22 protein-coding genes and 15 tRNA genes are annotated in these 19868 nt (G+C 35.2%); 26 read left to right on the forward strand and 11 right to left on the reverse strand.

The annotated features are described in order from the left end of the window. Positions 1–87: 87 nt before the first annotated feature. From BN2144_RS09765 to BN2144_RS20970, 17 genes are all read left to right on the forward strand, one after another. Positions 88–164: transfer RNA gene (locus tag BN2144_RS09765), tRNA-Arg, on the forward strand. 7 nt (positions 165–171) lie between these two features. Next, positions 172–245, forward strand: a tRNA-Pro gene (locus BN2144_RS09770). Positions 246–261: 16 nt separating this feature from the next. After that, positions 262–337, forward strand: a tRNA-Ala gene (locus BN2144_RS09775). 12 nt (positions 338–349) lie between these two features. Continuing rightward, positions 350–423 (forward strand) — tRNA-Met (locus BN2144_RS09780). 20 nt (positions 424–443) lie between these two features. After that, positions 444–520 (forward strand) — tRNA-Ile (locus BN2144_RS09785). Positions 521–529: 9 nt separating this feature from the next. Continuing rightward, positions 530–622, forward strand: a tRNA-Ser gene (locus tag BN2144_RS09790). 166 nt (positions 623–788) lie between these two features. Next, positions 789–862 (forward strand) — tRNA-Met (locus tag BN2144_RS09795). Between the two features lie 6 nt (positions 863–868). Next, positions 869–945, forward strand: a tRNA-Asp gene (locus tag BN2144_RS09800). A gap of 12 nt (positions 946–957) precedes the next feature. After that, positions 958–1033, forward strand: a tRNA-Phe gene (locus BN2144_RS09805). A 23-nt stretch (positions 1034–1056) separates the two neighbouring features. Beyond that, positions 1057–1132 (forward strand) — tRNA-His (locus BN2144_RS09810). A 22-nt stretch (positions 1133–1154) separates the two neighbouring features. Continuing rightward, a tRNA-Gly gene (locus tag BN2144_RS09815) sits at positions 1155–1228 on the forward strand. A gap of 8 nt (positions 1229–1236) precedes the next feature. Beyond that, a tRNA-Ile gene (locus tag BN2144_RS09820) sits at positions 1237–1310 on the forward strand. A 20-nt stretch (positions 1311–1330) separates the two neighbouring features. Continuing rightward, positions 1331–1405 (forward strand) — tRNA-Asn (locus BN2144_RS09825). Position 1406: 1 nt separating this feature from the next. After that, positions 1407–1494, forward strand: a tRNA-Ser gene (locus BN2144_RS09830). A gap of 16 nt (positions 1495–1510) precedes the next feature. After that, a tRNA-Glu gene (locus tag BN2144_RS09835) sits at positions 1511–1582 on the forward strand. Positions 1583–1772: 190 nt separating this feature from the next. Then, positions 1773–1904, forward strand: coding sequence for a hypothetical protein (locus BN2144_RS20620; RefSeq protein WP_268258030.1), 132 nt, complete (start codon positions 1773–1775; stop codon positions 1902–1904). Next, on the forward strand, positions 1855–1965 hold the full coding sequence (locus tag BN2144_RS20970) for a transposase family protein (protein WP_139017883.1): 111 nt from the start codon (positions 1855–1857) through the stop codon (positions 1963–1965). The genes BN2144_RS20620 and BN2144_RS20970 overlap by 50 nt, the downstream gene beginning before the upstream one ends. Positions 1966–2272: 307 nt before the next feature. Here the strand turns inward: BN2144_RS20970 and BN2144_RS09840 are convergent, their stop codons facing one another. Then, positions 2273–2452, reverse strand: a complete 180-nt coding sequence (locus tag BN2144_RS09840; protein ID WP_033828080.1) for a RuvA C-terminal domain-containing protein — start codon at positions 2450–2452, stop codon at positions 2273–2275. 311 nt (positions 2453–2763) lie between these two features. Then, on the reverse strand, positions 2764–3246 hold the full coding sequence (locus BN2144_RS09845) for a hypothetical protein (RefSeq protein ID WP_033828081.1): 483 nt from the start codon (positions 3244–3246) through the stop codon (positions 2764–2766). 542 nt (positions 3247–3788) lie between these two features. Between BN2144_RS09845 and BN2144_RS09850 the strand changes: the two genes are divergently transcribed. From BN2144_RS09850 to BN2144_RS20975, 4 genes are all read left to right on the forward strand, one after another. Then, positions 3789–4544 (forward strand): IS4 family transposase, encoded by a 756-nt coding sequence (locus BN2144_RS09850; protein ID WP_456061796.1) that lies wholly within the window; start codon positions 3789–3791, stop codon positions 4542–4544. 366 nt (positions 4545–4910) lie between these two features. Beyond that, complete coding sequence (locus BN2144_RS09855; protein WP_268258045.1) at positions 4911–5228, forward strand: transposase; 318 nt, start codon at positions 4911–4913, stop codon at positions 5226–5228. A gap of 11 nt (positions 5229–5239) precedes the next feature. After that, a complete protein-coding gene (locus tag BN2144_RS19930) occupies positions 5240–5392 on the forward strand; it encodes a hypothetical protein (RefSeq protein WP_154665509.1) in 153 nt (50 codons plus the stop codon). Then, on the forward strand, positions 5347–5664 hold the full coding sequence (locus tag BN2144_RS20975) for a transposase (protein ID WP_050632277.1): 318 nt from the start codon (positions 5347–5349) through the stop codon (positions 5662–5664). Before BN2144_RS19930 ends, BN2144_RS20975 begins: the two co-directional genes overlap by 46 nt. 309 nt (positions 5665–5973) lie before the next feature. Here the strand turns inward: BN2144_RS20975 and BN2144_RS09865 are convergent, their stop codons facing one another. Continuing rightward, the gene (locus BN2144_RS09865; RefSeq protein ID WP_033828082.1) at positions 5974–6909 is read right to left on the reverse strand and encodes a 1,4-dihydroxy-2-naphthoate polyprenyltransferase; all 936 of its coding nucleotides are present in this window, start codon (positions 6907–6909) and stop codon (positions 5974–5976) included. 365 nt (positions 6910–7274) lie between these two features. Between BN2144_RS09865 and menB the strand changes: the two genes are divergently transcribed. Together menB and BN2144_RS09875 are read left to right on the forward strand one after the other, a co-directional pair. After that, positions 7275–8093 (forward strand): 1,4-dihydroxy-2-naphthoyl-CoA synthase, encoded by an 819-nt coding sequence (gene menB / locus BN2144_RS09870; RefSeq protein WP_033828083.1) that lies wholly within the window; start codon positions 7275–7277, stop codon positions 8091–8093. A 77-nt stretch (positions 8094–8170) separates the two neighbouring features. After that, positions 8171–9652, forward strand: a complete 1482-nt coding sequence (locus tag BN2144_RS09875; RefSeq protein ID WP_082195199.1) for an o-succinylbenzoate--CoA ligase — start codon at positions 8171–8173, stop codon at positions 9650–9652. Between the two features lie 45 nt (positions 9653–9697). Here the strand turns inward: BN2144_RS09875 and BN2144_RS09880 are convergent, their stop codons facing one another. Beyond that, positions 9698–10657 carry a metal ABC transporter solute-binding protein, Zn/Mn family gene (locus BN2144_RS09880; RefSeq protein ID WP_033828084.1) on the reverse strand — a complete coding sequence of 320 codons (960 nt, stop codon included), beginning with the start codon at positions 10655–10657 and terminating at the stop codon, positions 9698–9700. Positions 10658–10839: 182 nt separating this feature from the next. Then, entirely contained in the window at positions 10840–11094 is a 255-nt protein-coding gene (gene yidD / locus BN2144_RS09885; RefSeq protein ID WP_033828085.1) for a membrane protein insertion efficiency factor YidD, read from the reverse strand. 288 nt (positions 11095–11382) lie between these two features. On the opposite strand from yidD, the gene BN2144_RS09890 reads away from it, so the two are divergent. Beyond that, positions 11383–11823 carry a Dps family protein gene (locus BN2144_RS09890; RefSeq protein ID WP_033828086.1) on the forward strand — a complete coding sequence of 147 codons (441 nt, stop codon included), beginning with the start codon at positions 11383–11385 and terminating at the stop codon, positions 11821–11823. Positions 11824–11870: 47 nt separating this feature from the next. On the opposite strand, the gene BN2144_RS09895 is transcribed toward BN2144_RS09890, so the two are convergent. Together BN2144_RS09895 and BN2144_RS09900 are read right to left on the reverse strand one after the other, a co-directional pair. Next, positions 11871–12122, reverse strand: a complete 252-nt coding sequence (locus tag BN2144_RS09895; RefSeq protein ID WP_033828087.1) for a DUF6154 family protein — start codon at positions 12120–12122, stop codon at positions 11871–11873. A gap of 362 nt (positions 12123–12484) precedes the next feature. Beyond that, the gene (locus BN2144_RS09900; protein ID WP_033828088.1) at positions 12485–13561 is read right to left on the reverse strand and encodes a branched-chain amino acid aminotransferase; all 1077 of its coding nucleotides are present in this window, start codon (positions 13559–13561) and stop codon (positions 12485–12487) included. 315 nt (positions 13562–13876) lie between these two features. Between BN2144_RS09900 and ytkD the strand changes: the two genes are divergently transcribed. After that, the gene (ytkD, locus tag BN2144_RS09905; protein WP_033828089.1) at positions 13877–14353 is read left to right on the forward strand and encodes an RNA deprotection pyrophosphohydrolase; all 477 of its coding nucleotides are present in this window, start codon (positions 13877–13879) and stop codon (positions 14351–14353) included. 4 nt (positions 14354–14357) lie between these two features. On the opposite strand, the gene BN2144_RS09910 is transcribed toward ytkD, so the two are convergent. From BN2144_RS09910 to BN2144_RS09920, 3 genes are read right to left on the reverse strand one after another with little or no spacing between them, the layout of a single operon-like run. Further along, on the reverse strand, positions 14358–15152 hold the full coding sequence (locus BN2144_RS09910) for an ABC transporter permease (RefSeq protein WP_094763142.1): 795 nt from the start codon (positions 15150–15152) through the stop codon (positions 14358–14360). Continuing rightward, positions 15142–15921 carry an ABC transporter ATP-binding protein gene (locus tag BN2144_RS09915; RefSeq protein WP_033828091.1) on the reverse strand — a complete coding sequence of 260 codons (780 nt, stop codon included), beginning with the start codon at positions 15919–15921 and terminating at the stop codon, positions 15142–15144. The genes BN2144_RS09910 and BN2144_RS09915 overlap by 11 nt, the downstream gene beginning before the upstream one ends. Positions 15922–15964: 43 nt before the next feature. Continuing rightward, a complete protein-coding gene (locus BN2144_RS09920; protein ID WP_033828092.1) occupies positions 15965–16963 on the reverse strand; it encodes an ABC transporter substrate-binding protein in 999 nt (332 codons plus the stop codon). Between the two features lie 106 nt (positions 16964–17069). Between BN2144_RS09920 and BN2144_RS09925 the strand changes: the two genes are divergently transcribed. Continuing rightward, the gene (locus tag BN2144_RS09925; RefSeq protein WP_033828093.1) at positions 17070–17852 is read left to right on the forward strand and encodes an alpha/beta hydrolase family protein; all 783 of its coding nucleotides are present in this window, start codon (positions 17070–17072) and stop codon (positions 17850–17852) included. A 185-nt stretch (positions 17853–18037) separates the two neighbouring features. Here the strand turns inward: BN2144_RS09925 and pckA are convergent, their stop codons facing one another. Beyond that, the gene (pckA, locus tag BN2144_RS09930; protein ID WP_230199778.1) at positions 18038–19621 is read right to left on the reverse strand and encodes a phosphoenolpyruvate carboxykinase (ATP); all 1584 of its coding nucleotides are present in this window, start codon (positions 19619–19621) and stop codon (positions 18038–18040) included. Between the last annotated feature and the right edge of the window lie 247 nt (positions 19622–19868).

A 19868-nucleotide genomic window follows, 5' to 3' on the forward strand; every position in this document is an offset into this window, starting at 1 on the left:
GCGGAACTGGCAGACGCACAGGACTTAAAATCCTGCGGTAGGTGACTACCGTACCGGTTCGATTCCGGTCCTCGGCACCATTTATATGCGCCCGTAGCTCAATTGGATAGAGCGTCTGACTACGGATCAGAAGGTTATGGGTTCGACTCCTTTCGGGCGCGCCATTATAAACGGGAAGTAGCTCAGCTTGGTAGAGCACATGGTTTGGGACCATGGGGTCGCAGGTTCGAATCCTGTCTTCCCGATATGATATACATATATGGGGCCTTAGCTCAGCTGGGAGAGCGCCTGCTTTGCACGCAGGAGGTCAGCGGTTCGATCCCGCTAGGCTCCACCAATAAAATAATATGGCGGCGTAGCTCAGCTGGCTAGAGCGTACGGTTCATACCCGTGAGGTCGTGGGTTCGATTCCCTCCGCCGCTATCTATTTATTCTTAAATAATGGACCTTTAGCTCAGCTGGTTAGAGCAGACGGCTCATAACCGTCCGGTCGTAGGTTCGAGTCCTACAAGGTCCACCATATAATTTCGGAGGAATACCCAAGTCTGGCTGAAGGGATCGGTCTTGAAAACCGACAGGCGGGTTAAACCGCGCGGGGGTTCGAATCCCTCTTCCTCCGCCATTAATGAAATATAATAATATCATCGCGGGGTGGAGCAACGAGCGTTACTACTTTGAGTAATCTGCGAGTTGTACCGATTTCGCAAACATCATTGAATTACTTCCCGAAATCGGGACAGTCTTGTGTAAAACTATGGGCATGAGATTAATTTATATAATAATATCATCGCGGGGTGGAGCAGTCTGGTAGCTCGTCGGGCTCATAACCCGAAGGTCGTAGGTTCAAATCCTATCCCCGCAATCTAATGGTCCGGTAGTTCAGTTGGTTAGAATGCCTGCCTGTCACGCAGGAGGTCGCGGGTTCGAGTCCCGTCCGGACCGCCATTAAAACTTTATGGCTCGGTAGCTCAGTCGGTAGAGCAAAGGACTGAAAATCCTTGTGTCGGCGGTTCGATTCCGTCCCGAGCCACCACTTTAAGGCCTGTACAAGTTATGGCGGCTATGGCGAAGTGGTTAACGCATCGGATTGTGGCTCCGACATTCGTGGGTTCGATTCCCACTAGTCGCCCCATTTTATTATTATAAAATCATATGCGGGTGTAGTTTAGTGGTAAAACCACAGCCTTCCAAGCTGTTGTCGTGGGTTCGATTCCCATCACCCGCTCCATTTTATATGGGCCTGTAGCTCAGCTGGTTAGAGCGCACGCCTGATAAGCGTGAGGTCGATGGTTCAAGTCCATTCAGGCCCATTTATCAAAATTATATATATTCCGCAGTAGCTCAGTGGTAGAGCAATCGGCTGTTAACCGATCGGTCGTAGGTTCGAATCCTACCTGCGGAGCCATGGAGAAGTACTCAAGTGGCTGAAGAGGACGGTTTGCTAAACCGTTAGATCGGGTTACCGGTGCGCGGGTTCGAATCCCGCCTTCTCCATATTTTTCTTTAACTTGGCCCCTTGGTCAAGCGGTTAAGACACCGCCCTTTCACGGCGGTAACACGGGTTCGAATCCCGTAGGGGTCATATATCTTATTAGTTTGATAAAAAGGCAAGTGAAGGAATTGAAAAGTTCTCTTCACTTGCCTTTTTTAGCTCTATAATATAATAAATGTAGTGGTTAATAAAGGATTCAAAAAATAGAAACACACGACTCCTAATTTTCTTTTATACTTGAATTGAGAGTAACAAGTAAAAGAAAGGGAGTCGTGTGCAAATGAATAATAACATAATAATCCCAGGATTAGAAGACGTAAAAATACTAAAAGTGGAACAAATTGAGGACAGATTAGTCTTGTTTGTGGAAATGGAAGCACGCACACATACATGGCACACATTCATGCCCTAGATGTGGTGCCAAAACGCGGCAAATACACGATTATCGAATGCGGAAAATCAAGCATTTATAGTGGTTTGAATGCTTTTTTTATATTTTTTATCAGCAGTATTGCATTAACTTAAAACAAAATTGTCAATGAATTATATCCTAGTATTTACCGATTTGTTACAAAATTGGTTAATATTATCTTCCAGAGTATAAAAAACTACTTATACAATCCAAGAGGGTTCGGGTGTGGTGAGCCTGTCAATCGACTTTCGCGGCATATCTTCATTCCGCTTCGCTTATTCCGGTTTCCACGGTTCAATTGACAGACGCCACGTGTCGCTTTCTCTTGCAACCGTAAAACCATAAAATTAAAGGGAAACACTCTTCCCTTAATAATCTGATTCTCGAAAAATATCCTCTGCATCAGGAACTGATTTCATATCAAATTCACTGTAGATTGCACGTACCAACTGACGAATATGTTCGTCATCATAGCCGAGTTTTTTCAATGCAGAAATGACATAGCCTAAACAAGCGTAATTGCTCCATTGACTTTCATTTCTAAGCACATGCCAAACAGCTCTACGTAAAAATTCAGACCAATTACCTTCTGCTTTTCATCTAACCATTTCCAATACTTTGCATAACTGATCAACTGTTCTTTTAACCCTTCCTCAAACCAATAACTTTTGTACGAATGATTACATTCATTGATTCACTCAACCACAAATTCATCGCATTCTTTGTCAATTTTCAACGTCTTTTCCCTTTTCATAAAAAAGAAGGAGCAAACAGCTTACTCCTTCTGTGCAAAATAATATTAAATCGCCATCTTCAATATCATAGGCAAAAAAATCACATGCGTTTAAATCGGTCAAAATTATTTTGATTTCCTCATAATTTTATGATCATCACTTATCATAAAGGATGATAAATAAATTAATAAAAATAAAAGAATAGTTCCTATCCAGGATATATTAATTCTTGTAAAAATATCTTCAGTTAAACCTTTATAAAAAATAACACTTAAAAACAATTGAACTATATAACTAATTAACATTGTCTTTTTAGTAGTCTCTAATCCTAACACCTTAAATATAAGAGTTAATAATAACTCAAAAACCACACCAACAAAAAATACTAATAAAAATAAAAAAACAAAGTAAACAAAATTATATAAAAGGTTATCAAAAAGTCTTATTTCAATCAAATCAAAGTTGGCTAATATATTCGATGCACCATATAGACCTAAAATCGGGGTCGATATAACTATTATCGCTGCTATAACCACTAATGCTATTACTAGCAAATTTCCTACTATAGTGGACAGATCAGGTTTTTTATTCCAATTATTATTTGACATAAATATTTTATCTCTCCAATATATAGATTAATACATACTTTTATATTTCTAGGAGGAATAATATGAATCTATCAGTAAACAAATTAGCATTCAAGTCTTTTATCTTCACTCTCATTACCACTCTTATATTATCCATGATTTTACCTGGATTTTTAAAAGAGGTCAGCGCGAGTACTATAAGTGATTTCAGTAGTATTGCATTAACTTAAAACAAAATTGTCAATAGATTTATATCCCAATATTTACCAAATTTTGTTGCAAAATTGATAAATAGTATCTTCCAGCGTATAAAAAAATCCTTATAATTAGGTTAGGAAGTCCTTGTTCAAATCCTAATTAAAAGGAGCAATGGCAGAACAAGGATAACACAAGATCCACAATAAAGGAACTATTAAGTGTTGTAATTAATGAAGAAAAATTTAAGAAGCTGATTAACGTAGCTGATGTTGATAAGTACGTTAAAAAGTTAACAGCATATAAGTTTTTACAACTTGTCGCTCAAATCAATGAGTTAAAAAGATTAAGCCACATTACAAAAAGCCATATTATTACCTGCCAAACATGCGGATCGTACTCAAATGGATGAATTAATTGAGATGAATCCAGATACGATTTATCTATTTGACAGAGGATATAACGATTATAAGAAGTTCGACCACTACTGCTTAAATGATAATTGCTTTATCACAAGATTAAAGAAAAACGCGGAAATTGAAGTGTTAAATGAACAAACACCAGATCCAGAAAATCTTATCTTTCAGGATGCTGAAAGATATCTTGGAAATCAGGAGAACGGGACGAAAACGCAGCACACTCTTCGTTTGATTCATACGAAAGATAGTGATGGCAATCCAGTCACCATTCTGACTAACTGTTTTGGTCTAACGGCAAAAGAGATTGGTGATTTATATCGATATCGTTGGAAGATCGAAATTTTTTTCAAATGGATGAAACAACATTTGAAAATCAAAATGTTTTACGGTAAAAGCGAAAATGCTGTCTATAACCAAATATGGATTGCCTTAATTACGTACTGTTTACAAGTACTCATTCAACTAAAATACAATCATCAAGGGAGTCTTCTAGATGTTCAAAGAAGTCTAGTTGACTTTCTTTTCAAGGGGATAAATGAATTTATCAAATCACTTTTTCCCACTTCTACCCGAACATCAAAGGGACGTAGGAAATATGATTGGAAACAGGAATTTCAACTCATTGTGCATCAATTTGATGAAGGCGAGGTGAATCATTTAGACGATTTAACATATGACCCTTGTTTTAATAGGAAAATAAAATAGTCTGAAAGTTTTTGGATAAGGGCTACCTTTAGTTCCTTATCAAGCTTTTTAATTTCGGATGGAAATATTTAATCGGAATTTTTAGTAAAATCCTCAATCACCATATTCTGGTACTTTGACAACCATTAAAATTTTTTATGCAATGCTACTGATTTTTCATAACAAAAGAAGATATCGATGTGGCGTGTGGCAAGCAGTTTTACTAAAAGCTGTTCATAAAAGCGTGGAATCAAGCTGTAAACATGCGAAGTGTTCAAGCCAAAATGTTTAAAGAATTAGCCCAACAGTATGGTCCATCAATTTCAACAGTTATAAGTTTGTGCATTTGCCGAAGAAATAGGGGAAGTTAAGGAACTTCCGAGAGTAATCGAATTTGATGAGTATAAAGGGGATACCAAAGATGGAGAGTATCAGTTGATTATCGCAGACGGAGATACAAGAGAGACTCTGGATATATTATTGAATAGAAAAGGAAAAACAATATCACGATACTTACGAAAGTATTGGGCAAATGTAGAAATTGTTATAATGGACATGAGCCCTTCCTTTAAATTTGCTGTACGAAAGGCTTTAGATCATCCACTAATTATAGCTGATCACTTTCATTTTTATCGCTATATCTATTGGGTACTTGATAAGGTAAAAAGGCGAATTCAGTCAGATTGGAATGATTATGACCGGTAAAAGTGTAAAAGATGAGATATGTATTTTATAAAGATAGTACGAAACGAACTGAAAATGAGAAATGGTATCGAGATATGTCGAAAGAATTAGATATGGCATTTCAATTAAAAGAGGCTAATTGGGAAAGGTTCAGTCAAGCGAAAAAAATGGTTCAAAAGGTATAAGCAAAACAAAAGAAGGATTAAACGCGTTTTATCAGTTAGTAAGAGTTTCTGGAATGAAGGAATTTCTGCACAGCAATCGGACATTTAAAACTTTTGAAAATGAAATTTTAAATAGTTTTATTTACATCAATTCCAATGGATTTCTGGAAGGAATAAATAACCACACAAAGATAATAAAACGGAATGCGTATGGTTTAAAAAGCTCCAAACGAGTAAGAGTTAGAATATTGTTATCACACAAGTATAAAGGAATAGGGGTTCATCTTAGCTAGAAATAGTTTTTCCTTTTATTGTAGGCATGAATTTTTATTCATACCTACAATAAAAGTCCACCAAGCGAAAGCGTGGTATCCTGACCCCAACATTTAACAAAGAAGCTTCAAAGAAGAACATACGATAACGAACTGTTCACAAATAATTCAATTACCAGAGTCTTGCCAATTAATCAACTTAGTTAGTTTGTCCTGAAAAATTTAACAAATATTTCGTGTGTAATGAGTAGACATGAGCACTCGATTGTTTTAGAAAAAAAGCTCTTACAATCCACTCGTAAATGAGAAAGATTGTAATAGCCTTTTATTTTAAAATAGATAGGAAATGATAAATCCAATTGAAAGTAGAAATCCGAAAAAGGTGTTTGTTTGTGCTGTCGCTTTCATAGCTGGCATCATTTCAAGTGGTATCGTTTTTCCAATAAAATTTTTCACTGCTTTGTAAGCTTTTGGCGAGCTGAGCAAAACAATTAAAATCCATGGAGTCATATTAGCAAATAACACTAAAGCTAGAATCCATATATACGATACAGTAAATGATAATGCCAAAACTTGAATAGCTTTTTCTCTGCCTAGCAGAATGGGAAGTGTCTTTCTACCAAATTCTTTATCTCCATCCAAATCACGAATATTATTAGATAAATTAATTGCCCCAATAAGGATTGTCGTTGGTATTGAAACTAAAATACTCGTAGTTGTGATTGTGCCAGTCTGAATAAAAAATGTAATTAAAATAATATTAATTCCCATAAACAGTCCAGACAATAGTTCACCGAATGGTGTGGATGAAATTGGTAGTGGTCCACCTGTATAAAGATAACCAATTAATATTGAAATTGACCCGATAAGTGCAACCCACCAATTGCTATTCATAGAAATATAAACACCTAATAATACCGATAGAGCGATAAAAGTAATAGCTAGGTTAAAAATAACTTTTGGATGAACACCTTCTCGGACAATTGTACCTCCGATTCCAACAGATTCTTCCGTATCTAATCCTCTTTTATGATCATAGTATTCATTGAACATGTTTGTTGCAGCTTGAATAAGAATACTTGCTATTAACATTGCGATGAATAAATCTAGTCTAATTTTCGTGACCTCATAGGCAATAACTGTTCCTAAAATAACAGGGACAAAAGAAGCAGTTAATGTATGTGGTCGCATTAGTTGCCACCAAGTTTGCCAACTTTTATTATCAGGATTCAAGTTGGTTTGATTAGACTGAACCCCAGTTTGCATGGAAATCTCTCACCTCTTAAAATACGTTTTTGAAAATCTTGTGAACATCTCTAACCTAAGTTTATGGAAACATAACAAATGTGTCAATTAAATAACTACGTAATTTAATAGATTATGATAACAATTATTGGAAATTAATCGGTAACAGTGAATGGCATTGTCCCTGTTAAAATTTGTCGAGAAATATCAGGTTATGTTTCCCAGGAAATAATTGCAAAAAAGGATAAAATATTATCTGTTTCGACAGATGAAAACATTTTTTGATTATTTTCAAGGTGTAAGTTGTGGAAAAAGGAAATAAGTTTGGTAAAATAAATATGGACATTTTGTAAAAAATCTATATTTGAAAATAAAGGAGGATAAAAATGGTTAGAGAGTGGATTCGTGAACGGGAATATGAAGATATAATTTATGAAACATATAATGGTATCGCAAAGATTACAATTAACCGTCCAGAAGTACGCAATGCATTTCGACCAAATACGGTTAAAGAATTGCTCGATGCTTTTACAATTGCACGTGACGACTCTAAAATTGGAGTCATTATTTTAACAGGTGCTGGAGATCAAGCGTTCTGTTCCGGTGGAGACCAGAAAGTACGAGGTGACGGTGGATATGTTGGCGATGATAACATCCCTCGTTTAAATGTTTTAGATTTACAACGTTTAATACGTGTTATTCCAAAACCAGTTATCGCTATGGTAGCAGGTTATGCAATTGGTGGGGGACATGTATTACATATTGTCTGTGATTTAACAATTGCTGCTGACAATGCAATTTTTGGACAAACAGGCCCAAAAGTAGGTAGTTTCGATGGTGGGTATGGTGCTGGCTATTTAGCTCGTATTGTTGGTCATAAAAAAGCGCGTGAAATTTGGTACCTATGTCGTCAGTACAATGCTCAGGAAGCGCTTGAAATGGGGCTAGTTAACAAAGTAGTTCCATTAGATCAATTGGAAGATGAAACAGTTAAGTGGTGTGAAGAAATACTAGAAAAAAGCCCAACTGCTATCCGTTTCTTAAAAGCTGCATTCAATGCTGATTCTGATGGTATCGCAGGAATTCAACAGTTGGCAGGGGATGCTACATTATTATTCTATACAACGGATGAAGCGAAAGAAGGAAGAGATGCATTTAAGGAAAAACGGAAACCAGATTTTGATCAGTTCCCAAGATTTCCTTGATTGTAAGAGGGAGTGGAGTCATAAAAATATGGCCCCTCCTTTTTTAACAAAGGAGACTTTTAAAGTAAGGTGAAAAGATGAATGCTATGTTAACGATACCGAATTGGTTAATGAAAAGAGTCCAATTAACGCCAAATCGACTTGCTCTCCATTTTAATGATGAAAAAATTAGTTTTAATGAGCTATACTTGAGGGTCACAAGCACTGCAGAACGTTTATACCATGGAGGAATTCGTAAAGGTGATCGTGTTGCTGTCCTATTAAATAATCATGTAGAGATGGTTGTTATTTTGCATGCATTACAATTAATTGGTAGTACAGCTGTTTTACTAAATACTCGCTTGCAATCTGAAGAATTACTCTATCAATTACAAGATAGTCATTCTTCATTTTTAATTAGTGAAGAAAAATTAGCCGAACAGTGGAAACCAATGATTGGAAATTTACAAGACTACATGATTATAGAAAACTTACCGTATATGGAAAAGACATCTTTTCCTTATGTAACAGAATTCGATTTACAAGATATTTGTACAATGATGTATACATCAGGAACTACTGGGCGGCCAAAAGGTGTGTTGCAAACGTATGGAAATCATTGGTCAAGTGCGATGGGTTCGGTACTAAATTTAGGTCTGCAAGAAAATGATGCATGGCTTACAGCAGTTCCGTTGTTTCATATTAGTGGTTTTTCTACATTAATTCGTAGTGCTTTATATGGCATACCCGTTATTTTATATGAGAAATTTGATGAAAGAATAATCAATGAAGCATTAATTGAAGGAAAAGCTACGATTATATCAGTCGTAAGTACAATGGTTCAACGGATGATGAATGCGTTGGGGGAACAACTATACCATCCATCTTTTCGGTGTATGCTTATCGGAGGTGGACCTGTACCATTAAGTCTTCTTGAAACATGTAAAAACAAACAAATCCCGGTATTTCAAACGTACGGATTAACCGAAACATCTTCACAAATTGTTACATTAGCTCCAGAAGATAGTATTCGTAAATTAGGATCTGCTGGAAAACCACTTTTTTATAGTCAAATTCGAATTGAAAAGGATGGAAAAATTTCTGAGCCTAATCAAGTTGGGGAAATTGCTGTGAAGGGACCCAATGTGACAATTGGTTATTATAATCGAGAAGAAGCGAATAAGAAGAGTTTTACATCAGATGGTTGGTTTTATACGGGTGATATTGGTTATTTAGATGAGGAAGGATTTCTATTCGTTTTAGATCGACGCTCAGATTTAATCATATCTGGTGGGGAAAATATTTATCCTTCAGAAATAGAAAATGTAATTGGATCACACTCGAAAATTAAAGAAGTAAGTGTTGTAGGAATGAATGATTCTCTTTGGGGTCAAGTACCCGTCGCGTTTTATGTAGTAAAAGATGGAGAGAATGTATCAGATCAAGAACTTGAACAATTTTGTAGGCTACATTTAGCTAATTACAAAGTTCCAAAGAAATGGATGCCAATTGAGGAACTGCCGAAAAATGCTTCAAACAAAATATTACGGAGAGTTTTAAAAGAACAGTTAGAAGATTAAAGGGACTCAACGTATTTTCAGATGAGTCCCTTCTTTTTAGCAACACTAATTTAATGCCTTTTCTAATGTTTTTATATTTTTCTCCATTAAAGAAAAATAATCTTCTCCATTTTTTATATCCTTTTCAGTAAGGACAGATAAATTATGAATCGGCAAGGTGGAACTTTTTGTTTCTTCTTGAATCACTTTTACGAGTTTATTATTCACATTTTGCTCTACAAGGATATATTGTAAATGGTTCTTTTTAATTTCATCAACAATTTCCATTAGTTGCTTTTGTGACGGCTCTTGTGAGGTGGAAATTCCGGAAATATGAAGTTGTTCAATTCCATATCGTTCTTCCCAATAACCATATGCTGCATGGGATACGATAAACTTCTTGAATTTTGCATTTTTGACAACGTTTAAAAATTGCTCATGTAAATCTTGTAATTTTGCCTCTAATTCCTTAAAGTTTTTTTCAAATGTTTCTTTCTGCTCAGGCATTTCACTAATTAAATTTTGTTTAATAATATTCGCAAGTTGAATAGAATAGAGAGGATCAATCCATATATGAGGATCGATACTACCGTGATTGTGGCCATCTTCATCCTCTTCATGAGTAGCTTCTTCTTTATCCGCATGATTAGATTTTAAATCAATTTGCTCTCCTACTGATACAACTTTTACACCTTCACTTTTTAAAATTGGCTCAGCTTTTTTTATAAATCCTTCTAGATTATAGCCAATAGCAAAAAATAGATCCGCATTAGCCATTTGGATAATTTCCTTTTGTTTCGGTTCATAAGAATGTTCATCAATGCCTGGTGGATAAATCGATTTAACTTGAACATAATCACCACCAATTTTTTTAGTGAAATCGGCTAGCGGATAAACCGTTGTATATACAATTAGTGAGTTATTGTTATTGTCTTTAACTTGTGTATTTTCTTTTTCTCCACAGCCACTTAAAATTGTGGAAAGTAATAGTGTTAAAAGAATAAAGGAAAGTAACTTTTTACTCATATACTCCTCCTAGAATAGAATGTGTATAAAACGTAATCATTACAATTTAAAAAAGAAGAAAATGTAAATCGTAGTCATTCTGATTTTCCTTATCCTATCATAATTTATTTTTATTAAACGTGCAAGAAAAATTTTCACTTCTATTTATTTTATCAAAAACAATCATTATTTATGACAAAGAATTATTTACCTTTATCATTTCTTCTCGACTTGAATGACCATTCAATAGGCACAGGGTCAACCCCACCTGGATGTAAAGGATGGCATTTTAATATTCTTTTTATTGTTAAATACCCACCTTTCAATGCACCAAATCGTTGGATAGCTTCTAATCCATATTGTGAGCAAGTAGGATAAAAGCGACAACTTGGAGGTGTAGCTGGTGATATGAACTTTTGATAGAAGCGTATCATTCCAATTAATATTTTTTTTACCATTTTACTGTTCATCCTTTTTTATGACTGTCAAATATTTTAGTATGTTTTTTCACTTAATTTTACTAGAAGTTTCCAAAGGGAGAATGATTTGTGGAAAAATGTTCAAATAATATCTATAGTTATTTCCAATGAATGTTTTACAATAAAGATATAGTGGTTTTAGGAGGTAATTACAAAATTTGCTATCTCCCATAATCCAGTCCACATGAAATACTTTTTTTCTTACATAATTGTACCACGTTTAGAAAAAAGTATATAAAGAAAGAATGACGAGAAGGAGGAAATAATATGAACACAGAATTAAAGCAAAATATGAATAAATTGGTGGCAGATCTGAATGTACTATATATGAAACTCCATCATTTCCATTGGTTTGTAAAGGGACCACATTTCTTCACTTTACATGAAAAGTTTGAAGAACTATATGAAGAAGTAACTGGACATAACGATGACGTTGCCGAACGTTTACTACAATTAAATGAAAAACCAATTTCAACTTTAAAAGAATGTTTAGAGCTTGCAACTATCAAGGAAGCTAGTACAATTGGGAATGATGTTGAAATGGTTGAAGAACTTGTTAATGATCTAAAAACTCTTGACAAAGAACTATTAACTACAATTAAATTAGCTAGTGAAGATGGCGATGAAGGTACTGCTGATTTATTACTAGGTATGAGTGAAAGTTTTCAAAAACATATTTGGATGCTAAGTGCTTTTATTGGTAAATAAATAAGAAGAGGAGCTGTAGTATTTAGGCAGCTCCATTGTTTTTTAAACTAATGTAAATATGTGTCTTTGTCATCAATCGAACCTAAGTCTTGATCTTGAATAATTTTTTCCCTTAGTTTATATGCTATGTATGTACCAGTAATTTGATATAGTTCTTTTTGATTTAGTTCAGAAAGGATGCTAAGCATATCTTGCCGCGATAGTTCCTGCATAATAGAATTAACTAATAAATCGATATCCTCATCATCTGCTGTTAATTTCTTTTTGTAAAAATCGTATAGCTCATCGACAAATTTCATGGAAGTTCACCCCTTTGTAGTTTAACTCAGTTGGTATATCATAAAAACATCATTTATGTATGAACTAATCTACTTATATTGTATATCTATATGTAAAAGAAAACAAATTCATAACGATTTTGTTAAAAAAGCTGCTTTAGGTTTCGGATATAGGCCAATTCACGAATGCCTATATGATTTTCCTAATTAGCAGCTATTGTTTATTTAGTAAATAGGAAAGTATAAATTTTCCAATCCATACTTTCCTTGTGCGCTTAAGTCCACAAGGAAGACACTAGCAGCATTGCATCGCAGCCGAAAAAAAGCTTTTTCGGCGAACTACGGCTCTTGGTTGCTTAAAGGCTCGGATGCCAAAGTTTTCTTTATTTTCCAACTACCTTAATCCAACCGTAATGATCTCTTTTACTTCCATATTGGATTCCTGTTATTGTATCATATAATTCCTTTGCAAAGTCTCCAGTTTGGAAATCGTTAATGGTTATTATTTTATCTTCCCATTTGAGTTCGCCGACTGGTGAAATAACAGCAGCAGTTCCAGTGCCGAATACTTCTTCTAGTTGACCACTTTGATGTGCTTTATATAAATCCTCAATTGATATTCGTTCTTCGTGAAGTGGAATTCCCCAATCTTTAACGAGATGGATGACAGAGTCACGAGTAACTCCTGGTAAAATACTCCCATTAAGTTTTGGTGTATAAATTTCTCCATTTATTTTGAAAAAGATGTTCATACTTCCGACTTCTTCAATGTATTTGTTTTCTTTACCATCGAGCCATAATACTTGCTCATAGCCTAACTCATTAGCTCTCTCCTGGGCCAACATACTTGCTGCATAATTCCCAGGTGTTTTTACATGACCGACACCACCTTTAACAGCTCGTACATATTCATCTTCCACAAATATTTTTACAGGATTTAATGCGCCATCAGAATAATAGGCGCCGACCGGTGATAAGATGATCATAAATGTATAGTGATGTGATGGTCGAATACCGAGATATGGTTCGGTCGAAATGACAAAAGGACGAATATAAAGTGATGTCCCCTCTTCTTCAGGTATCCAATCCTTTTCGATATCAATTAACATCGTGAGTGCTTCCATCATTAAATCTGGATCAAGCGTGGGGATACATAATCTTTCGCAAGACTGATTAAGACGAGCGATATGTTTGTCGGGGCGGAAAATAACAGGGTCTCCATTTCTTGTTTTATATGCTTTCAACCCTTCGAATACCGCTTGCCCATAGTGAAGAACGAAAGATGCTGGTGATAGGCTGATAGGTTCATAAGGTTTAATCCGTGGTGAAATCCAACCTTGATCTCCGTCATAATCCATCATGAACATATAGTCTGTAAAATGTTTACCAAACTCTAATGAATTTGGTTTTTCTTTTAGTTGGTTTGCTTTTATGAATTCGATTTTAGAGACTTGATTCATATATAGTCTTCCTTCCTAAGTGAATTGTAAGTTATTTTTTTGACTTTTTTAAATTTATGTGTAATGAGATTATATAGCTGATTTTCGGTTTAGTCAATATTTTTTAAAAATTTGTAATCGAAAGTTGTCAATATATTAGTAAATTAATAACCGAATATGAATATAAAAAGAAGAGGAAAAAGGCGTGTAATTATTAATAATAAAGTATATTAAAATAGTTCTTTGTTTGTGGATACACGTAGAAACACCATTTATAAAATGTCATCAAAATTTTAGTTATAATAAAATAAATACGACATAGAAAGGAAGATTGGAATGAAAACATTTAAAGATGCAAATGGGAATACGGTTACGCTTTCTTTTTCGGATCATACATTTCCCATTGAGGCAAAACATATATTCGTGATTTGTCGCTATCAAAATCAATGGCTATTTACAAAACATAAAGAACGTGGACTTGAATTTCCAGGAGGCAAGGTTGAGGCTTTAGAAACAGTAGAAGCGGCTGCAAAAAGGGAAGTTTATGAGGAAACGGGGGCAATTGTTGAGAAACTTATATTTGTTGGTCAATATATGGTTAGCAGTTCAGCGGACACATTTGTGAAAAATGTTTACTTTGCCGAGATTAAGGAAATTCAAAATCGAAATCATTATTTAGAAACAGAGGGTCCGGTATTAAAGAATACACCTTTAACACCGGAAGTAATTACGGATGAATATAGTTTTATTATGAAAGATGATGTTGTTCAATTGTGTTTGCACTGGTTAAAGAAACAAGGTATCATTTTATAACTCTTTATCCATTTTTCATTATCTTTTTTTCAAGGTACTCAACTAGTTTATACATAATGGTTGCAAAAACTACGATGATGACAAGGGACTGCATGACAAGTGTAAAATTAAATACTTGGAAACCGTAAATAATTAAGTATCCGAGACCTTGCTTTGAGACGAGAAACTCACCAACAACAACACCGACCCAGCTTAAACCGACATTTACTTTTAATGTAGAGACAATGGTTGGAAATGAAGCGGGAAGAATTGCTTCTTTAAAGCTGTCCCATCTGGATGCATTGAATGTTTGCAGTACTTTAAGGTAATTTGGGTCGACATCGCGAAAAGCGGTGTAAACAACGATCGTCGTAATGATGACAGAAATAATTGCGCCCATGACAATAATTGAAGTCATTGTTGGACCGAGAGCAACAATTAATATTGGTCCGATAGCAACTTTCGGCATTGCGTTTAAAACGACTAAATATGGGTCTAAAACTTTCGATAAAAAAGGTGACCACCATAGAATAGCCGCTAGTATTGTACCGAGAGCAGTACCAATAATAAACCCGAGAATAGTTTCAAATATTGTCGTCCCAATATGGGGAAAAATTGAGCCATCAGCTATATTACCAATTAATAAATTCCAAACTTTCGAAGGTGAACTGAATATGAGTGGATCAATCCAATACATTCGGCTGGAAACTTCCCATAAGAGGAAGAAAATGGTAAGAATACTACTTTGGAAGAAGAGGACCCATCGCTTATTCCGAGCTAAAGCTTTTTGATACTTTGAATGGAGTTCATTAATTTTCATTTGTTTGTTCAAGGCTTTCCAACTCCTTCCAGATTTCTTGAAAAGTATGATTGTATAATTCATGATTCCGAGCTCGAAATGGAGTAAGAGATTTTAGTTCAGCAGATATGTCGAATATTTTATGAATCGTCCCTGGTCGATTGGAAAATAAATATATTCGATCGCTCATTGCGATGGCTTCACCAATATCGTGTGTAACTAATATCGCTGTTTTTTGAAATTGTTTTAATGTCGCAAAGACAAGATCTTCTAATTTTAATTTTGTTTGGAAATCTAGTGCAGAAAATGGTTCATCGAGAAGGAGTAATTTTGGATTGGTTGCAAGGGTGCGGACGAGTGCAACCCGCTGCCGCATCCCACCAGATAATTGTGTAGGAAATTGTTTTAATACGTGTTTTAAACCCATTTCTTCAAGGAGTGCGATTGTTTTTTGTTTTGTTTTAACGTTTAATTGTTTAGTTAAACGTAAACCGAGTAATATATTATCCTCAATTGTTCTCCATGGAAATAAGTAGTCTTGTTGAAGCATATAACCTGTTTTATTATTCGAGTCATGTACTTCTTCATGATCAATGATTACACGACCAATTGTCGGATGGATTAAGCCACTAATTATCGATAATAAAGTGGTTTTTCCACATCCACTAGGGCCTAAAAAGGAGATGAATTCACCTTCTTCAATCGTGAGGCTAACATCAATGAGAGCTGTCGTCTTTGACTGTTTGGAAAAATAGCTATGGGTTACATCTTCAATTTGTAAAAAGCTCAATTTTCAAGCCTCCTTTAACATTTTTACGAAGCATAAAAGAGTATTACTTCATAACTTTTTTTGCAATTTCAGTATTTACAAATTTACTATGTTCAAGGCGCTCTGGTAGTTCACCAGCTTCATCCATAATATCTTGCAAATTTTCCCATTCCTCTTCATCTAATAAGGGATTTTCTGCAAAAGACCTTTGATTTTTATAGCGTTCAATGGAGGAGGTCAGAATATCTAATTCCGTATCTTCAAAGAAAGGTTGAATTGCTTTTGCTACTTCTTCAGCAGGTTGCTCATATACCCATTTTTGTGCTTTATAAAGTGCCCTCGTAAATTTTTCTATCGTTTCTTTATTTTTCTTTAAATAACTATTTTTCGCCATGAATACAGTGTAAGGGACATGACCACTCTCTTCCCCGAAAGAGGCAACAATATGTCCTTTTCCTTCCATTTCAAATATGCTTGCCGTTGGTTCAAACAGTTGTACGAATTCTCCTGTACCGGAAGCAAAAGAAGAGGAAATATTTGCAAAGTCAATATTTTGAATTAAATCTAGGTCATTGTGGGGGTCAATGCCATGTTTTTTCAAGACAAATTCCCCAACCATTTGTGGCATTCCACCTTTACGTTGGCCAAGAAATGTCGAGTCTTTCAACATATCCCAAGAAAAGTTTTCGATAGGATTTCGGGCAACGAGGAATGTTCCATCTGTTTGTGTCACTTGAGCAAAATTTATAATCGAATCTTCTGTCCCTTGACTGTTCACATAAATACTTGTTTCAGAACCAACAAGTGCTACGTCCGCACCATCCGAAATGAGGGCTGTCATTGTTTTATCCCCACCTGGTACAGTTGTTAAGTCAATATCAAGTCCTTCCTCTTCAAAAAACCCTTTTTCAATGGCAACGTATTGTGGTGCATAGAAAACCGACCTCGTTACTTCGGCGATACGCACTTTCTCTAATTTACTATTATTTTTACCACATGCAGATAATGCTAATATGACGATTCCTGTTAAAAGTAGAATCCCTACTTTTTTAAACTTTCGCATGCTAATTCCCCCTGAAGTTTTCATTCGCTTGATTGTGCCCAATTGATACTTTATCCTATGTATAAGAGAAAAAATGTGTGAATGCCTATTATTAGAAGGTGATATGATGAAAGAGCGGCCAATTATTGAGAAATATCGGTTTCCTTCACCACATCCATTGATTCATTTGTATTCCGTTACCTATTTCTCACAAGGGTATAAAGTAAAAGGATTACTAGCTGAACCTGTTGAACAAGGTATGTATGAGGGATTACTTTATTTACGAGGTGGGATAAAAAATGTAGGTAAAGTTAGACCAAGTCGAATTACCCAACTTGCTTCAGAAGGTTTTGTTGTTTTTGCTCCTTTTTACCGGGGGAACCAAGGTGGAGAGGGAGATGAAGATATCGCTGGTGATGATCGCTATGATGCCTTTTCTGGTTTTGAAATACTTAGGGAGCATCCAAAAGTAAAAACAGGACGGATCCATATTTTTGGCTTTTCACGAGGAGGTGTGATGGCTCTATGGACGGCAATCCAATATTGGGATGCTGCCTCAGTGGTTACTTGGGGTGGTGTATCGGATGTATTTTTAATGTATGAGGAGCGCGAGGATTTAAGGCGAATGATGAAGAGAGTAATTGGTGGGTCTCCGTGGAAAATGCCAGAACTTTACCGTTATCGGACGCCTTTATATGAAATAGAAAAGCTACATATACCTTTATTAATCATTCATGGAGAAAGGGATAAAAATGTATCCATTGAACATGCATATCAACTAGAAACAATGGCGAAAATGTTTGGGAAACAGGTAGAAACTTGGTATTTTCCGACATTTGCCCATCATTTTCCACCAAGGGATAATCGGAAAATGGTAAAAGAAATGATGAGCTGGATGAAAAATAGATAAAAATGATTAAAGGTGAAAATAGGGATAAAAGTATGACATATTAAAGAAAATTTGATTATAGGAGTAGATTTCCGAAAGTTTGACCAAGGGATGGCGGAATCTTATTTTAAAATATGGCTTAATTGAGGTTGACAGAAAATAAAAAAAACCGGCGTCATATTTAGACGCCGGTTTGTACTTGTTTATTAAAAATTGATTGGTCCACCTAATTTTTCAATTGCTTTATCCATATTTGTAAACTTTTTAAAGTTTTCACGGAATTTTCCTGCTAACTCTTTCGCTTTTTCTGTATAAGCATTTTCGTCAGTCCATGTTTTATTTGGAAGCAATACTTCGTCCGGAACACCTGGAACATGAAGTGGGATGTTCAGTCCAAAGATTTCATCCTTGATAGTTTCCACATTTTCCAATTTCCCTTCGATAGCGGCTTGAACCATGGCTCTAGTATAAGATAATTTCATACGATTTCCTACACCATATTCGCCGCCTGTCCAACCAGTGTTAACAAGAAAAACTTGTACGTTATGTTCATCAATTTTCTGTCCAAGCATTTCTGCATAACGTTTTGCCGGAAGCGGTAAAAATGGAGACCCATAGCAAGTAGAAAATGTTGCTTCTGGTGACGTAATTCCTCGTTCTGTACCAGCAAGTTTGCTCGTATATCCACTTAAGAAATGATACATCGCTTGTTCTTTTGTTAGTTTAGAAATTGGAGGTAATACCCCGAATGCATCAGCAGTTAAGAAAATGATGGTCGATGGATGTCCTGCAACACTTGGCCGAACAATATTATCAATTGCATCAATTGGATATGCTGCACGAGTATTTTCTGTTAAACTTGCATCATTATAATCTGGTTTTCTCGTATTTTTATCGATAACAACATTTTCTAAAACGGCCCCGTATTTAATTGCATCAAAGATTTGTGGCTCTTTTTCACGTGATAAATTTATACATTTTGCATAGCAACCACCCTCAATATTGAAGACGCCTTGATTTGACCAACCGTGTTCGTCATCACCAATTAAGCGACGGTTTTCATCGGTAGATAGTGTTGTTTTTCCTGTACCGGATAAACCAAAGAAGAGTGCAACATCACCTTGTTCCCCAACATTTGCTGAGCAGTGCATTGAAAAAATGTCTTGTTCTGGAAGTAGGTAATTCATAATTGAAAAAATAGACTTTTTCATTTCACCTGCATACTCGGTACCGCCAATTAAAACAACCTTCTCTTCAAATGAAATGATAATAAACGTTTCAGACTTCGTACCGTCAATTGCTGGATCAGCTTTAAAGCCTGGAGCAAAAACGACAGAAAATTGAGCTTCATGATTCTTCAATTCATCTTCTGTTGGTCGAATGAACAGTTGATGAGCAAATAAATTGTGCCAAGCATATTCGTTAATCACTTGGATTGGTAAACGATATTTTTCATCAGCACCCGCAAAGCCTTTAAACACATATAGTTCGTTTTTATGTTTTAAATAGTGTAAAACTTTGTCATACAATTTCGTAAATATATCCTTAGATATAGGTTGGTTTATGCTGCCCCATTCAATTTTGTCTTGAACAGATTTTTCTTTTACAATATATTTATCTTTTGGTGATCTACCCGTATATTTCCCGGTCGTTACACTGATTGCCCCCGCATCAGTTAACAACCCTTCTTTATTTTCAACAACTTTTTCCATTAATTGTGGAACAGATAATTGTACTAGAATATTATTTCCGTTCATTATTTCGTTTAGACTGTTTACTGTACTAATCATTTTCATTAGTAAACCTTCCCCTTTGTCTTTTTTGTATATCCCTCAGGGAATAGTATAACATATTTATTTTATTAGTCTATACTATTGAACGAAAAAGTTGCAGCTTTTCAATTCAATTTTTTCTTAATAAAGATAAGAGAAGTGTATTGTTATATTGAAAGAATATGTTACATCTATACGGGAAAATAATAAATGATACGAAAGTAATTGACATATTTTTCATTTCATGTATGATTTTATCTAGAAC

The sequence above is a fragment of the Bacillus andreraoultii genome (assembly GCF_001244735.1).
GTDB classification, from domain to species: domain Bacteria; phylum Bacillota; class Bacilli; order Bacillales; family Caldibacillaceae; genus Caldifermentibacillus; species Caldifermentibacillus andreraoultii.